Here is a 15,480-nt window from a genome sequence, read left to right as displayed (position 1 = left end):
CGACACCGAGCCCGATCGGTCCGCGCCAGCTTGCGGCACAGTGAACCGGGCGGCGGGGCGGGGGGTCCACGACCAAAAATCGATGCCCCGTATAGGCCGGACCTATCGATACGGGCGCAGGGCGTGACGTACGTGTCAGTCAGGCGCACGGCCGTCCCGGTCGTCCGCATCCCGCCGTGCCGGGCGCTCGGCGGGTTCCGCCGGACACTCGCCCGAGCGAGACGCCGCCGCGCCTGCAGGACCGGGACGGAGCATCGCCTGGTAAAGGGCGTCGTGCTCGGGCGAGGCGGGCAGGGGGCCGCGGGCCGGGTCTCGAAGGACTGGATCAGCAGGGCCACGACGCGTCGCCAGGCGTCGGGCGCGGCGGCGCCGGTGGCGTTGACGACACCGGCATTTGCAACACCTGTTGGCCCGGCAGCGCGAGGCGCTCGTCCTGCGGCACTGGCTCGGGCTGAAGGAGGGCGAGATCGCCGCCGCGATGGGCATCTCCTCCGGCTCGGTGAAGACGCACACCGCGCGCGGCCTCGCCGCACTGACCCAGGCGATGGAGGCCCGGCGATGAACCACACCGACCCGGACCGCACGGAGCGGGAGCCGGCCGAGGCCCTGGCCGCGCTCGCCGGCGGGGCGCAGGCCGCGCCGGACGCCTACCGCACGGCACGCGGCGAGTGGCTGCGCCGCGAACGCCGCCGCAGGCTGGTCCTCGCCGTGCTCATCACCGTCGTGTTCGCACCGGCCACGCTGATCGGGCTGTGGGCGCTGAACGAGGCGCCGTCCCATCCGGGAAGGGCTTCTCCGGCCTCCCGACCGCTCAGGTCGACACGCGGTAGGTCACGTGCGTGACCCGGCTCGCCGCCCGTGACGTCAGCTGCTCCAGTTCCAGCGGCGGGACGCCCTCGAACAGCCGGGTGCCGGCGCCGAGGGTGAGGGGCGCGATGTGCAGCCGCAGCTCGTGGATCAAGCCGGCGGCGAGGTACTGGTTGATCGTGGTCGCGCCGCCGAGGACGATGACATCGCCGCCGCCGGCGGCCGTGCGCGCCATGTCCAGGGCGGACACGATGCCGTCGGTGACGAAGTGGTACGTCGTACCGCCGGCCATCGGCTGCGGCTCGCGCGCGTGGTGGGTCAGTACGAACACCGGCGCGTGGAACGGCGGGTCGCCACCCCACCAGCCGTTCCACCGGCGATCCCATGCGCCCCGTACCGGGCCGAACATGTTGCGCCCCATGATGAACGCGCCGGCCGTGTTCAGCCGGTCGATCTCGGCCCGGTTCTCGTCGGGTGTGTCGAACATCCAGGCGTGCAGCCCGGCGCCCGAGCCGTCGCCGCCGTCGTCTCCGAAGGGTCGCTCCTCCGTCTGGTCGAGCCCGGCCGAGTACCCGTCGGCCGAGATCGTGATGTCGCAGATCAGCCTGCCCGTCGGCGTGGTCATGGTCTTCTCCTCCGCATGGCGTTCGATATCGGAAACTACGGCGTCGGGTTGCGGAAACTACGCGCACGGACTGCCGCCTTCCACAGGTGTGCCGACGCCACGCGGATGCGAAAGTGTGATCGCCCGTACGACTCGTGGGAAGGGACCCTTCGGCATGGCCGTCATCCACCGCACCACCCTGAAGCCGACCAAGCTGGAACTGCTCACGTCCTGGCTGCCTTCCCGTCCGTGGTACCGGGGTGGCGCCGGCGAACCGACGTTGGCGAAGGCGGGTGGCTTCCGGCTCGACGATCCGCAGGGCGAGGTGGGGATCGAGTTCATGGTGGTCACCGACACCTCCGGCCCTCAGCCGGTGGCGTACCTGGTGCCCCTCACCTATCGCGGTGCGCCGCTGGAAGGAGCGGAGCACGCTCTCGTCGGCACGATGGAGCACGGTGTGCTGGGGCAGCGCTGGGCCTACGACGGTTGCCATGACCCGGTGCTGGCCGACCGGTTGGCGGCCTTGATCGAGGGGCGGGCGCAGGCCCAGGACCAGAACGTCAGTGACACCCCCGCGCGCGAGGTAGTCGCCTCCTGCACCGGTGAAGGGCTCCTCTCCAGGGGCTTCACCGCGACCGACGACGGGGAAGGCACCGAACTGACCACGTCGCAGGGCACGACCCTTCGTCTGCACCGTGCCCTGCAGCCGGCTCCGGACGGCCGGATCCTCCCTCCGCAGGGAGCCGTCGGCCACGTCGGCGGCACCTGGGAGACGCCGGAGGGCACCCGCGCCGCAGGGGTGTTCGCCGTCCTGTACGGCGCCGGCCGGGAGTAGCTGCCCCGGAGTCAGCGGGTCCGTGAGCGGAACGTCCTGCGGTAGGCGTCCGGAGTCAGCGAGTCCCTGAGCGGAACGTCCTGCGGTAGGCGTCCGGGGGGACCCCGACCGTGCGGTTGAAGTGGCGGCGCAGCGTCGTGGCGGTGCCCATGCCGGTGGCCGCCGCGATGGTGTCGACGCCGTCGTCGGTCTTCTCCAGCAGTTCCTGGGCGTGCCGGATCCGCTGGGTCAGCAGCCACTGAAGGGGGGTCGTGCCGGTCACCGCCCTGAAGTGGCGGCCCAGGTGACGGGAGCTCATCCCCGCCCGGCGGGCCAGGTCCTGCACGGTCAGAGGCTGGTCGAGCCGTTCGATGATCCAGGGGAACAGGGCGGCGAGCGGGTGGTCGTCCTGGTCGGGCACCGGGGCGGTGACGAACTGGGCCTGGCCGCCCGCCCGGTGCGGCGGCACGACCAGGCGGCGGGCGACGGCGTTGGCGACCGACGAGCCGAGGTCGAGACGGACGAGGTGCAGGCACAGGTCAAGGGCGGCGGCCTTGCCGGCGGAGGTGAGCACGCTGCCGTTGTCCACGTAGAGCACGTCCGGGTCGACCTCCACCCGTGGGTGGCGGGCGGCCAGGACGTCGGTGTGCGCCCAGTGCGTGGTGGCGCGCCGCCCGTCGAGGATCCCTGCCGCTGCCAGTACGAACGCGCCCGTGCACAGCGAGGCCACGCGTGCGCCCGCCTCATGGGCTTCGCGCACCGCGTCGACCAGTTGCGCGGGCGGTTCCTCGTCGAGGTCCGCCCAGCCGGGGACGATCACGGTGTCGGCCTGCCGGAGCCGGTCCAGCCCCGCGTCGGGCTCCAGCCTGAACCGGCCGACCTGTACGGCGGCGGGTCCGCAGACGGTGAGGTCGTACCAGGGGGCCGTCACCCCGGCCGGGGCGGCGGCGAACACCTCGTGTGCCAGCGACAGTTCGAAGTGCAGCATCCCGTCGGTGGCGGCGAGCGCGACAGTGGTCATGTCCGTAATTGTATGGGCCATGTCGTTCCGGACACTCACGATCGGGTGCTCAGCTCCGTCAGGATGGTCTCAGTTGATCGTTCGAGCACAGGGGAGAGCTCATGGGAGCGGGTCGGGTTGTGACGGTGTTCGGTGCGTACGGGCACACGGGGCGGTTCGTGGTGGCGGAGCTGCGGAGGCGAGGGTTCGTCCCGGTTCTCTCCGGCCGCGACGAGGTCAAGCTGAAGGCGCTGGCGGCGTCGCACCCCGGACTGGAGGTGCGGCCGGCGTCGGTGGACGATCCGGAGTCGCTCGATCGTGCGCTGGCCGGGGCGGAGGCGGTGGTCAACTGCGCCGGGCCGTTCGCCACGACCGCGGCCCCCGTGATCGAGGCGGCCCTGCGCGCCGGCATCCCGTACGTCGACGTGGCGGCCGAGATCGAGGCGAACGCGGACACGTTCGCGCACTTCGCGGACCGCGCCCGCGCCGCGGGAGCGGTGGTCGTCCCGGCGATGGCCTTCTTCGGAGGTCTCGGCGACCTGCTGGCCACCGCGGCGATGGGTGACTGGACCGCGGCCGACGAGGCGCACGTCGCCTACGCGCTGAGCGACTGGCAGCCCACGGACGGGACGCGGGCCGCGGGCACGGTCTCCCGGCAGCGGCGGGGCGGTGCGCGGGTCGTGTACCGGAACGGACGGCTGGACTACCGCCACGACGAGGCGACGATCCTCCAGTGGCCCTTCCCCGAGCCGCTGGGATCCCGGGCGGTCATCGGGGAGTTCACGATGGCCGACGTCGTCACCATCCCGAGCCATCTGCCCATCCCCGACGTCCGCACCCACATGACGGCCGAGGCCGCCCGGGGCGTGACGGCCCCGGACACGCCGACACCTGCCGCGGTCGACGAGCACGGCCGGTCCGCCCAGACCTTCCTCGTCGACGTGGTCGTGCGCTCCGGCGGCTCGGAGCGGCGCGCCGTCGCGAGAGGGCAGGACATCTACGCCGTCACGGCGCCGCTGGCCGTGGAGGCGGTCCACCGCATCCTCACCGGGCAGACCAGGACGGTCGGCGTCGCCTCCGCCGGCGAGATCTTCGATGCGGACGGCTTCCTCCGCGCCCTGTCCTCGCACCTCTCCGTGGAGCTGTTTCGGTAGGAGCCGGCGGACGGGGTGGAGTGCCGTCCTGCCGACGGGAGGTCGGCGACGCGGTTCTCCTCCCGGCCCGCTGGGACCGACACCAGAAGCACATCGCCACATAAGCTGAAACCGGCAGCCGTCCTCCGTTGCGGATCATCCGGAAGAGACTCTGGGGGCAGTCGGTGAGAGACGTCGGAATCGACCGCAGGACCTTCCTGAGCGGGGTCGGCTCGACCGCGGTCGGCGCAGCCGCCACCACGCTCACCGCGTGCGAGAGCCGCGACGACCGAAGGGCCGCCAAGAGCAGCAAGACGCTCGTCGTCCGCAACTTCGGTGGCGCCTACGGCGAGGCGAACCGCGAAGCCGTCTACGACCCTTTCACCAGGGAAACAGGTATCCGGATCAAGGTCGTGAACTTCGCACACGACCAGATGCTCGCCCAGATCAAGGAGGACCGTCCCCGGTTCGACGTCATGGACATCGACATGTCCAACCTGGTGCTCTTCGAGCACGAGGACGCCTCCGAGCCCCTGGACTACGGCCGGTTGAAGAACACGCGGAACGCGGGCATCGCCCAGTCCCTGCTCACCCCCAACGGCGTGGGCAAGAGCTACTGGGCCAGCGTGCTCGCCTACCGCACCGACGCCTTCGACACAAGGAAGCCCGAGTCGTGGGCCGACTTCTGGAACCTCGGGGCCTTCCCGGGCGACCGGGCGCTGCAGGGTGAGGTGGACTGGCCCGAGCTGGAGTTCGCCCTGCTGGCCGACGGCGTGCCGCTCGACCGGCTCTACCCCCTCGATGTGAACCGCGCCTTCAAGGTCCTCGACGAGATCAAGGGCTCCGTGCGGACGTTCTGGGAGTACGGCGCCGAACCGGGTGAGCTGCTGTCGCGCGGCAGCGTCGTGGCCTCCAGCACCTGGGCCGGCAGACTCCAGCAACCGATCAAGCGCGGCGCACCCCTCGCGTACGAATGGAACGGTGCCCGCAGGCAGAGCAACGGCTACGGAATCCCCAAGGGCTCCGCGAACCCGGACGCCGCCTACCGGCTCATCGACTTCGCGCTGCGGCCCGAGGTGCAGGCCCACATGGCCCGGATCTACCCCGACGGTCCCGTGGTGCCCGCCGCCTACGGGTATCTCACGGAGTCCAGCGCCATGAATCTCGCGAGCACTCCCGGGCACCTGCTGTCGGGATTCGACCTGGACATCGAGTGGTGGCTCGAGAACCGGGACGACGTGACCAGGCGCTGGCGGGAGTGGGTTCACGCCTGATCGACTGAATGCAGCCATATGGCTGAATATGGAGGTGCATGGTAAAGAGTCGGTATGTCCCGGCACCTCGGTCGAGTCTCGGCCTTCCGCTTCCTCGCGCACCGTGGCGGGCGCACTCGGTCGGGCACGCGACGGCGCGGGGAGCGCGAGGACCAGGATCCCGGCACCCCGGTGCCGGGATCGCGACGAAGAGGCCTGCCGAGGGTGCGCAGTGTCGCCGGCCGGGTTTTCCTGCTGCAGTTGGCGATCATGGTGCTGTTCGCCGCCGCCGCGGGAGGTGCCCTCGTGGTGCAGGCCCGGGACTCGAGCACGCAGGAAGCCCGGCAGCTGTCGAAGGGCGTCGCCCAGTCCTTCGCGCGGGCCCCGGGAACGCTGGCCGCCATGAAATCCGGCCGGCCCACGGAGCTGCTGCAGCCGCGCGCGGAGGACACCCGGAAGAACACCGGGGTCGACTACGTGGTGGCCTTCGATCCCCAGGGCTTTCGCTGGACCCACCCCGACCCGAGGCTGATCGGCAAGCACATCTACGCGGTGCGCGAGGGCGGCGCCGCCGACCGGCCGTTCACCAAGACGTTCGAGGGAAGTCTGGGCCTTGCCGTGGACACGACGGTTCCGGTCTACGACCCCAACGGGATCACCATCGTCGGCTTCGTGTCGGTCGGGGTCACCGTGGCCAGCGTGGACGACGTGGTGATGGACCAGCTGCCCCAGCTGTTGGGCTTCGCCGGTGGCGCGCTCGCGGTGGCGGCGGGCGGCACGGCACTGGTCTCCTGGCGGCTGCGGCGCCAGACCCGCGGCCTGGATCCGTCCGAGATGACCCGGATGTACGAGCATCACGACGCCGTACTGCACGCCGTGCGGGAGGGCGTACTGATCACCGGGAGCGACGGTCGGCTGCTGCTCGCGAACGACGAGGCGCGACGGCTGCTGGACCTGCCCGCGGACGCCGAGGAGCGCCGGGTCACCGACCTCGGCCTGGAGGCGGGCACCGCCGAGCTGCTGGGCTCGGGCCGGCCGGCCACCGACGTGGTGCACCTGGCCGGTGACCGGCTCCTGGCGGTCAACGTACGGCCGGTCGATCCCGACGACCGCGCCGCGGGCAGTGTGGCCACGTTGCGAGACACGACGGAGCTGCGTGCCCTGGCGGGCCGGGCGGAGGTGGCCCGGGAGCGGCTGGGGCTGCTGTACGAGGCGGGGGTGCGGATCGGGACCACGCTGGACGTGGTGCGCACCGCGGAGGAACTCGCCGAGGTGGCGGTTCCCCGGTTCGCCGACACCGCGACGGTCGATCTGCTGGATCCGATCCTGCGCGGTGCGGTGTCGGCGGGGCCCGGTCCGCAGATGCGCCGGGTGGCGGTGCACGGCGTCGACGGCGCCCGGTCCCTCTATCCGGTGGGCGAGCTGATCCGCTTCGTCCCCACGTCGCCGGTGGCCCTGGGCGCCGAGCGCGGGCGTGCGGTCCTGGACATCGATCTGACGGCCTCCGACGGCTGGATGAGCGCGCAGGATCCCGAGCGGGCCCGGCGTCTGCTGGACCTCGGTTTCCACTCCCTGATCACGGTGCCGCTCCAGGCCCGCGGTGTGGTGCTGGGCATGGCGAGCTTCTGGCGTTCGGACGGCGTTCCCTTCGGCGGGGAGGATCTGGCCTTCGCCGAGGAGCTGGCCGCCCGGGCCGCGGTCGCCGTCGACAACGCCCGCCGCTACACCCGTGAACACGGCCTGGCCGAGACACTGCAGCGCAGTCTGCTGCCGAGCTCCCTGCCCGACCACTCGGCCGTGGAGGTCGCCCACCGCTATCTGCCGGCCCTGGAGGGCGTGGGCGGCGACTGGTTCGACGTGATTCCCCTGCCCGGTGCGCGGGTGGCCCTGGTGGTCGGCGACGTGGTGGGGCACGGTCTGCACGCGGCGGCCACGATGGGCCGGCTGCGCACCGCGGTGCACAACTTCTCCGCCCTGGACCTGCCCCCCGACGAGCTCCTCGGGCACCTGGACGAGCTGGTCGCGCGGATCGACAGCGACGAGCAGGAGGAGCGGGAGGGCGAGAGCGTCTCGGGCGCCACCTGCCTCTACGCCATCTACGACCCTGCCTCCGGGCTGTGCTCCCTGTCCCGGTCCGGGCATCCGGAGCCGGCCCTGGTGCATCCCGACGGCACCGTCGAGTTCCTGCGGGTGCCGGGTTCACCCCCGCTCGGGCTGGGTGGCGGTGAACCTTTCGAGACCGCCGAGGTCACCCTCACCGAGGGATCCCGGCTGGTCCTCTTCACGGACGGCCTGGTCGAGGACCGGGAGCGGGGCTTCGACACCGGTCTCCGGGCGCTCGGGCACGCTCTGGCCCGCCCGGGCCTGACCCCCGAGGAGACCTGCCGCGACGTCCTCGACGCGCTGCTTCCCGCCGGGTCGAGCGACGACATCGCCCTGCTCGTCGCCCGCACCGGGCTGCTGGACCGCTCCCAGGTGGCCGAGTGGGACGTGCCCGGCGATCCGGCCGTCGTCGCGGGCATCCGGGCGGAGGTCACCGGGCGGCTGAGGACCTGGGGACTGGAGGAGATGGCGTTCACGACCGAGCTGATCGTCAGCGAGTTGGTCACCAACGCCATCCGCTACGGCATCGAACCGATCCGGCTGCGGGTGCTGCACGACCGCGACAGCCTGATCTGCGAGGTCGCCGACGGCAGCAGCACCTCGCCCCACCTGCGCCGGGCCGCGACCACCGACGAGGGCGGGCGGGGGCTGTTCCTGGTCGCCCGGTTCGCGCAGCGGTGGGGCACGCGCTACATGGCCCGCGGCAAGGTGATCTGGACCGAGCAGTCCACCCGCGTCCCGGCCGGCGAACCCGAGCAGGTGTCGGACGAGACCCTGCTGGACCAGTGGGAGGACGCGTCCTGGTGAGTCACGCCGTCACAGGCCGATGCTGTACACCTTGCGGATCGTCTCCTTGACGTCCCAGCGGCCGGACCAGCCCTGGGGCTGGACGATGACGTCTCCGGCGGAGATCTCGAAGGTCTCTCCGGTGGCGGCGTCGGTGACGAGCGCCCGGCCGCTCAGGATGTAGCAGGTCTCGGTGTCCGCACGCTCCACGACGGGCCACCCGCCGGGCCGGGACTCCCACACACCGGCACGGACCGTCCCGTCGGTGTCGAAACGCAGAAGACCCAACTGCGGGTCGCCGGAGTCCGCGCCCGGGCGCTGACCCATCGGCTCGAGGTCTCCGGTGATCCTCGACGCGGGGACGTGAACGAACGTGGTCATGAGTGACTCCTGGGTGGACCGGCTTGTGCGGGTGTCGACGAGACATCCTGTCCGCACCGCGGCTTGGCCTCGACGAGCGAATCGTCAGGAACTCCACCGCGTTTCTGACACGTCGCATGGCCGTTCGCGGACGCCGTAGCGCCGGGCGTGCGTCCCCGCCCGGAACCTCGGCGCGCGCCGATCCTCAGCAGCCTGGACCGGTCCGCGTCACCCGATGGCCCGTCGCCGGGTCAGTCCCTCATCAGTCCCTCACGGCGTGCGGAATCCGCGGAACGTCACGTGCTTCCGGGTCTCGAAGCCCAGCCGTTCGTAGAGTGCGAGGGCGCCGGTGTTGGCCTCGGCCACGTGCAGGAAGGGACGGTCGCCGCGGGCGACGACGCGGGCGACGAGTGCGCGCACCAGACGGACCGCGTGGCCCTGCCCGCGCGCCTCGGGTGCGGTGCAGACGGCGCTGATCTCGGTCCACCCGGGAGGCCTCAGCCGCTCCCCCACCATCGCCACCAGTGCACCGCCGTCGCGGATGCCGAGGTAAGTGCCGAGCTCGTGCGTCCGGGGCCAGAAGGGTCCCGGGCGGGTCCGCTCGACGAGGTCGAGCATCTCGGGCACGCTCTCCGCCCCGAGTTCGACCACGCCGGAGTCGGACGCGGCGCGAGACAGCTCCGGGTCGCCGTCACCGGCCCAGATGAGCTGGCGGCCCTCCATCACGAAGACCGGCTCCCAGTCCGACGGCGGAGTCGCCGGGCAGCTGAACATGTCGGCGAACTCACCCGGGCCCAGGAGCTTCGCCAGGTCGGCCCATGCCTCCGCGTCCGGTTCGGCCGGCACCGCGGAGAAGGTCGCGACTCCGGGTACGTAGGTGACGGCGCCGCCGAGCCGCCGGGCGAGATGTGCGTGATGCCCGCGGAGCGACTCGCCCACCGGGTCGTCGAGTGCGACGGCGTCGCTGAGCCCCGTCATCGTGCTGCGCCTTTCCTGCCCTCTGCCGGTGCCGGCCGGCCAGGAGCCGGCACGGCCTCTTCGGATGCCGACAGCCATGCTAGTCAGCCCCTTCCGACCGGATCGCGGCGCTACCCGAGATAGCCGGCGAGCGGGAGGTTCTGCCTGCGCACGTCCCCGGCGACGAGCCCGGCGATCCGCTGTGCGCCGTACGTCTCGAAGTGGGTGTGATCGTTGCAGAAGAAGGCGCCCACGGGCCCCGAGCCGTAGTCGCCGTTGTGCGGGCAGAAGCGCAGGCTGTTGTAGAGCGAGACGCTCAGCGACTGCAGGTCGACGACCGGCGTCCCGGTGGCGGATCCGACGGCGAAGGTCTCGTTCACGAAGCCGCGGTTCTTCGTCGCGGTGCCGCCGGAGCAGGTGATGGCCGCCACCGGGGTGAGCAGCACCGGGTGCGCTCCCCGGGCTAGGGCGGCCTGCACCATCGTGGTCATCAACTGCCGGTAGCGGGCGGGGCCGACGTGCCGGGGGCAGGTCGAGGAGGAGTCGTTGATGCCGAACTGGATGAACAGGTAGTCGCCCGCCTTCATCCCGGTGCTCGCGTTCAGCATCGCCTGCCAGCGTGCGGAGTACGCGGTGGAGGTGAGGCGGCATTCGCCGTCCGAGCCCTTGGTACCGCTGACGTTCCCCTCGTACAGCCAGGTCTGGATGCTGCGGCCACCCACGGCCTGGTTCCTGACGGTGACGTCGGGGGTGAACAGGGCGTCGAACTGGCTGCCCCAGCCGACGGGGCAGCGGGCGGAGCCGGGATTGGCCATGGTCGAGTCGCCGGCCAGCCACACGGTGACCGGCTGGGCGGCGGCTCGCGTCGCGGGTGCCACGGTGCCGGATGTGCCGGTGCAGTGCTTCGCGGTGCTGTCGGCCGCGGAGGCGGCGCCGAGTCCGAGGCTCGACAGGGCGATCACCAGCGCGGCGGTGATGACGGTCCGTAAGTTCTTCATGCGTTCCCTCTGGGGGCAGGGGTCGGGGACATGGCCGGTGATCCGTGATCCGTCCCTACATGCTGGGATCGTTCACAACATGAGGAGCACGAGAGGGCGCTCCATCATCAAAGGGGGAAGGGTGCGGGTGCGGTGAAACACGAACTGCCGCGTTCAGCGCCTGAGTTCACATCCGGTCGACCAGTTCGACTGCCTTCGACCACAGTTGACCCGCGAGGCGCATCACGCAGTGTTCAAGGCGCTCCACCTCACTGTCAATCCATCGGAACCGAGAACCTCACGGATCCGAACAGGGGCGAACATCCGACTGGACAGAATCCTTGACGAGGCATCAGCTCGTTCTTACGCTCCCTCCCCATGGGAGCGTTCCCATACCCCCACGTCCCGGAGGCCCCCGTGACCGACTCGCACAGGCGTCCCCGCACCACGCCACGACCGCGGCGATCGCCCCACCGGACGGGCAGCCGTTTCGTCGGCTGCCTCTCCGCCGCCGCATTGGCCGTCTCCGCACTCGTCGCACTGCCGCAGAGCGCGCACGCGGCGACCGCCCGGCAGGTCGAGAAGCTCGACCGCGGAATGACCAGCGTGCACACCGGCAGCGGAAACCTGGTGTCCTGGCGGTGGCTGGCGACCGACCCGAACGACGTGTCGTTCAACGTCTACCGCGGCGGCACGAGACTCAACTCCTCACCCGTCACCGCCTCGACGAACTACTTCGACCCGGGCGGCGCCGACTCGGCCGACTACACGGTGCGCGCGGTGGTGAACGGCAGCGAGCAGGCGGCGTCCGCGCCCGCGGTCCAGTTCCGCACGGGCTACAAGGACGTGCCGATCTCCCCGCCCGCGGGCGGCACCGCTCCGGGCAACTCGGCCTACACCTACGACGCCAACGACGCCTCGGTCGGCGACCTCGACGGCGACGGCGCCCTGGACCTCGTCCTGAAGTGGCAGCCCACCAACGCCAAGGACAACTCCCAGTCCGGCTACACCGGCAACACCATCGTCGACGGCATCAAGCTCGACGGCACCCGCCTGTGGCGCATCGACCTGGGCCCCAACATCCGCTCCGGCGCCCACTACACGCAGTTCCAGGTCTACGACTACGACGGCGACGGCAAGGCCGAGGTCGCCATGAAGACCGCCGACGGCACCCGCGACGGCACCGGTGCGGTCATCGGCAGTTCCTCCGCCGACCACCGCAACTCCAGCGGCTACGTCCTGTCCGGGCCCGAGTACCTGACGATGTTCAACGGCCGGACGGGCAAGGCGATGCAGAGCGTCGACTACGTCCCGGGCCGCGGCACCGTCTCCTCCTGGGGCGACAACTACGGCAACCGCGTCGACCGCTTCCTCGCCGGCACCGCCTACCTGGACGGCGCCCGCCCCTCGCTGATCATGGCGCGGGGCTACTACACCCGATCGGTGATCGCCGCCTGGGACTGGCGGAACGGCGCCTTCACCCGCCGCTGGACCTTCGACACCAGTTCCTCCAGCAACAGCGGCAAGGGCTACGACGGCCAGGGCAACCACAGCCTGTCCATCGCCGACGTCGACGCCGACGGCAAGGACGAGATCGTCTACGGCGCGATGACCGTCGACGACAACGGCAACGGCCTGTGGACCACCAGGCTGGGTCACGGCGACGCCGGCCACGTCGGCGACCTCAACCCGTCCCGTCCGGGTCTGGAGTACTTCAAGGTCTCGGAGGACGCCGGCAAGCCCGGCTCCTGGATGGCCGACGCCCGCACGGGTACGCGGCTGTGGCAGACGGCGTCGGGCTCCGACAACGGCCGCGGCGTCGCCGGTGACATCTACGCCGGCAGCCCGGGTGCAGAGGCCTGGTCCGCATCCGACACCACCCTGCGCTCCGCCACCGGTGCCTCCCTGGGCCGGGAGCCCTCCAGCATCAACTTCCTGTCCTGGTGGGACGGCGACCCCGTCCGCGAACTCCTCGACGGCACGCGCATCGACAAGTACGGCACCTCCGGTGACACCCGGCTGCTCACCGGATCCGGCGTCGCCTCCAACAACGGCACCAAGTCCACCCCGGTCCTGTCGGGTGACATCCTCGGCGACTGGCGCGAGGAGGTCGTCTGGCGTACCGGCGACAACCGGGCGCTGAGGATCTACTCGACTCCGCACCAGACCAGCACCAAGATCACCACCCTGCTCCACGACACGCAGTACCGCACGGCCCTGGCCTGGCAGAACACCGCCTACAACCAGCCCCCGCACCCGAGCTTCTTCATCGGCAACGCGATGCCGACGGCCCCCCGGCCGACGGTCTACACACCCTGACCCACCTTGAGCCTCGGGCTCTTGCCCCTACTGCGATCGCAGTAGGGGCAAGTGTCTGCGGTCGGCCAACGACGAGAGACCAGCGGACTGCGAGCGTTGCGGTGTGCCGGAGTTCCGGCCCGTGTTTCCTCTGGAAAGGCTCGTCGATGTCCCCTCTCGCCCGCTGGTGCCACCGGCACCGGCTCGCCGTCGTCCTGGCCTGGGTGGGCCTGCTGATCGCCCTGGGCGGGGCGGTCGGCGCGGCCGGCAGCAGCTTCGGCAACAGCCCGCTCTCCCAGGACACCGACTCGGCGAGGGCGACGGCTCTGCTGCAGAAGGGCGCGAGCAGCGCGGCGGGCAAGAGTGGCCGGGTCGTCTGGCAGGTGAGCGACGGCAAGGTCACCGACGGTGCGGCCGAGCGGGCGATGGCGGGAGCGCTGGAGCGCATCGCCGAGGCCCCGGGCGTGGCCTCGGTGACCGACCCCTACACCTCCGCCGGCAAGGCCCAGGTCAGCAAGGACGGCAGGACCGCCTACGCCACGGTCGCGTTCGACGACGGTGTCGAGGACGCCCGGATCGACCGGGTGAAGGACCTCGCGACGGCTCCCGAGTCGGAGCGTCTGCACATCGCGCTCAACGGGCAGGCGTTCACCGTCAACCCGGAGCCGAACGCGGTCGCCGACGCCATGGGCATCGTCCTGGCCTTCATCGTGCTGCTGTTCGTGTTCCGGGCGGTCTGGGTGGCGGCGCTGCCGATCATCACGGCCATCGCCGGCGTCGGCACCTCCGCGGTCGCGGTGATGCTGCTCAGCCATGCCGTCACCCTCTCCGACACCACGCTGACCCTGGGTTCGCTGATCGGTCTGGGCGTGGGCATCGACTACGCGCTGTTCATCGTCAACCGGCACCGCGGCAACCTGTTGGCGGGCATGGGCGTGGCCGAGTCGGTCGCCAAGTCCCTCAACACCTCGGGCCGGGCCGTGGTGTTCGCCGGGCTGACCGTCGTGGTCGCGCTGCTGGGCATGCTCACCTTGAACGTCGGCATCATCAACGGCATGGCGATCGGCGCGGCGATCACCGTCGTCCTGACCGTCCTGGCCGCCATCACCCTGCTGCCCGCGCTGCTCGGCATGATCGGGACGAGGATCCTCGGCCGCGCCGAGCGCCGAGCCCTCGCCGGACTCGGAGCGCTCCCGTCGGATGGCACCGGGCTGTGGGGCCGCCTGGCCGAACGCGTCCAGGCGCGGCCCAAGGTGCTGGGTCTGGTCGGTCTCGTGGTGCTCGCGGCGCTCGCGCTGCCGACGCTCTCCCTGCGGCTGGGTGCGTCCGACGACGGCAACCTGCCCACGACGTCGACGAACCGTCAGGCGTACGACATGATCGCCGACGGGTTCGGACCGGGCGTCAACGGCCCGCTCGTCCTCGCGGTCCAGGCACCCGACACCGCGGGCAAGGCCGCCGCGGCGAAGCTCGTCACCGCTCTCGAGCAGGTCGACGGTGTCGCAGGTGTGGGCGCCCAGCCGATGAAGGAGGGGCAGACGGTCGGGGTGATATCCGTCGTCCCGACGACGTCCCCGCAGTCCGAGGCCACCTCCGACCTGATCCACCACCTGCGTGACGACGTGATCCCCGGGGTGGAGCAGGGGACGTCGATGAAGGTCTACGTGGGTGGCGTCACCGCGAGCAACGACGACTTCGCGTCGGTCCTGATGGGCAAGCTTCCGGTGTTCGTGCTGGTGATCGCGGCTCTCGGTTTCCTGCTGCTGACGGTCGCCTTCCGCAGTCTGCTCATTCCGGCGGTCGGCGCGCTGCTGAACATCCTCAGCATCGGGGTGGCCTTCGGCGCGATCGTGGTGGTCTTCCAGTACGGCTTCGGTGCCGGACTGCTCGGGCTGGGCGCGGCCGGGCCGATCGAGTCGTTCGTGCCGATCCTGGTCGTCGGCATCATGTTCGGCCTGTCCATGGACTACCAGGTCTTCCTGGTCAGCCGGATGCGAGAGGAGTGGGCGCACACCGGTGACAGCGGTCGTGCGGTCCGGGTCGGGCAGGCGGAGACGGGGAAGGTGATCGCCGTCGCCGCGACCATCATGGTGTGTGTCTTCGGCTCCTTCGTGTTCGGCGGCATGCGGGTCATCTCCGAGTTCGGCGTCAGCCTCGCCGTGGCCGTGGCCCTGGACGCCCTGCTGATCCGCATGGTCGTGGTGCCGGCGCTGATGCACCTGTGCGGACGGGCCAACTGGTGGCTGCCCCGCCGGCTGGACCGGGCGCTGCCCCGCGTCTCGGTCGAGGGCCCCGCGGAGGAGCCGGTGCAACCGCCCCGGGCGGTCCGGGAACCGGAGACAGCCGGCTTCCACGGCTGACGGACATCGACGCAGGGCGCGGACCGGG

General features: G+C 71.2%; 12 protein-coding genes and 1 pseudogene. 8 read left to right on the top strand and 5 right to left on the bottom strand.

What is annotated here, in order from left to right:
- Positions 1-394: 394 nt before the first annotated feature.
- Together IE153_RS31655 and IE153_RS31650 are read left to right on the top strand one after the other, a co-directional pair.
- Positions 395-562 (top strand): annotated as a pseudogene (locus IE153_RS31655) (sigma factor-like helix-turn-helix DNA-binding protein); the annotation flags it as partial.
- Complete coding sequence (locus IE153_RS31650) at positions 559-843, top strand: hypothetical protein (protein WP_189593170.1); 285 nt, start codon at positions 559-561, stop codon at positions 841-843. The pseudogene IE153_RS31655 and the gene IE153_RS31650, both read left to right, overlap by 4 nt.
- Here IE153_RS31650 and IE153_RS31645 read toward each other — a convergent pair.
- Entirely contained in the window at positions 812-1,432 is a 621-nt protein-coding gene (locus tag IE153_RS31645) for a dihydrofolate reductase family protein (protein WP_189593169.1), read from the bottom strand. The genes IE153_RS31650 and IE153_RS31645 overlap by 32 nt on opposite strands.
- 154 nt (positions 1,433-1,586) lie before the next feature.
- On the opposite strand from IE153_RS31645, the gene IE153_RS31640 reads away from it, so the two are divergent.
- Positions 1,587-2,246, top strand: a complete 660-nt coding sequence (locus IE153_RS31640; protein ID WP_189593168.1) for a maltokinase N-terminal cap-like domain-containing protein — start codon at positions 1,587-1,589, stop codon at positions 2,244-2,246.
- Positions 2,247-2,301: 55 nt separating this feature from the next.
- Here IE153_RS31640 and IE153_RS31635 read toward each other — a convergent pair whose 3' ends face one another.
- Positions 2,302-3,246: a helix-turn-helix domain-containing protein gene (locus IE153_RS31635; protein WP_189593167.1), complete on the bottom strand. Its 945-nt coding sequence runs from the start codon at positions 3,244-3,246 to the stop codon at positions 2,302-2,304.
- 101 nt (positions 3,247-3,347) lie between these two features.
- On the opposite strand from IE153_RS31635, the gene IE153_RS31630 reads away from it, so the two are divergent.
- The 3 genes from IE153_RS31630 to IE153_RS31620 all read left to right on the top strand — a co-directional run bounded on the left by IE153_RS31630 (position 3,348) and on the right by IE153_RS31620 (position 8,521).
- The gene (locus IE153_RS31630) at positions 3,348-4,379 is read left to right on the top strand and encodes a saccharopine dehydrogenase family protein (RefSeq protein WP_189593166.1); all 1,032 of its coding nucleotides are present in this window, start codon (positions 3,348-3,350) and stop codon (positions 4,377-4,379) included.
- A 164-nt stretch (positions 4,380-4,543) separates the two neighbouring features.
- Positions 4,544-5,632, top strand: coding sequence for an ABC transporter substrate-binding protein (locus IE153_RS31625; RefSeq protein ID WP_189593165.1), 1,089 nt, complete (start codon positions 4,544-4,546; stop codon positions 5,630-5,632).
- 249 nt (positions 5,633-5,881) lie between these two features.
- Complete coding sequence (locus IE153_RS31620) at positions 5,882-8,521, top strand: SpoIIE family protein phosphatase (RefSeq protein WP_356236682.1); 2,640 nt, start codon at positions 5,882-5,884, stop codon at positions 8,519-8,521.
- 9 nt (positions 8,522-8,530) lie between these two features.
- Here the strand turns inward: IE153_RS31620 and IE153_RS31615 are convergent, their stop codons facing one another.
- The 3 genes from IE153_RS31615 to IE153_RS31605 all read right to left on the bottom strand — a co-directional run bounded on the left by IE153_RS31615 (position 8,531) and on the right by IE153_RS31605 (position 10,815).
- On the bottom strand, positions 8,531-8,881 hold the full coding sequence (locus tag IE153_RS31615; protein ID WP_189593163.1) for a cupin domain-containing protein: 351 nt from the start codon (positions 8,879-8,881) through the stop codon (positions 8,531-8,533).
- A 249-nt stretch (positions 8,882-9,130) separates the two neighbouring features.
- Positions 9,131-9,838 (bottom strand): GNAT family N-acetyltransferase, encoded by a 708-nt coding sequence (locus tag IE153_RS31610; RefSeq protein WP_189593162.1) that lies wholly within the window; start codon positions 9,836-9,838, stop codon positions 9,131-9,133.
- 110 nt (positions 9,839-9,948) lie between these two features.
- Entirely contained in the window at positions 9,949-10,815 is an 867-nt protein-coding gene (locus IE153_RS31605) for a GDSL-type esterase/lipase family protein (RefSeq protein WP_189593161.1), read from the bottom strand.
- Between the two features lie 357 nt (positions 10,816-11,172).
- Here IE153_RS31605 and IE153_RS31600 point away from each other — a divergent pair, with 357 nt between their 5' ends.
- Both IE153_RS31600 and IE153_RS31595 read left to right on the top strand, forming a co-directional pair.
- A complete protein-coding gene (locus IE153_RS31600) occupies positions 11,173-13,113 on the top strand; it encodes a rhamnogalacturonan lyase (protein WP_268251893.1) in 1,941 nt (646 codons plus the stop codon).
- A 146-nt stretch (positions 13,114-13,259) separates the two neighbouring features.
- Entirely contained in the window at positions 13,260-15,452 is a 2,193-nt protein-coding gene (locus tag IE153_RS31595) for an MMPL family transporter (protein ID WP_189593160.1), read from the top strand.
- Positions 15,453-15,480 lie beyond the last annotated feature (28 nt).

Origin of the sequence: Streptomyces massasporeus, from assembly GCF_014648995.1 — a bacterium.
Lineage (GTDB): Bacteria > Actinomycetota > Actinomycetes > Streptomycetales > Streptomycetaceae > Streptomyces > Streptomyces massasporeus.
The sequence above is the reverse complement of the archived record's forward strand: the minus strand, read 5'-3'. Positions and strand labels throughout refer to the sequence as shown.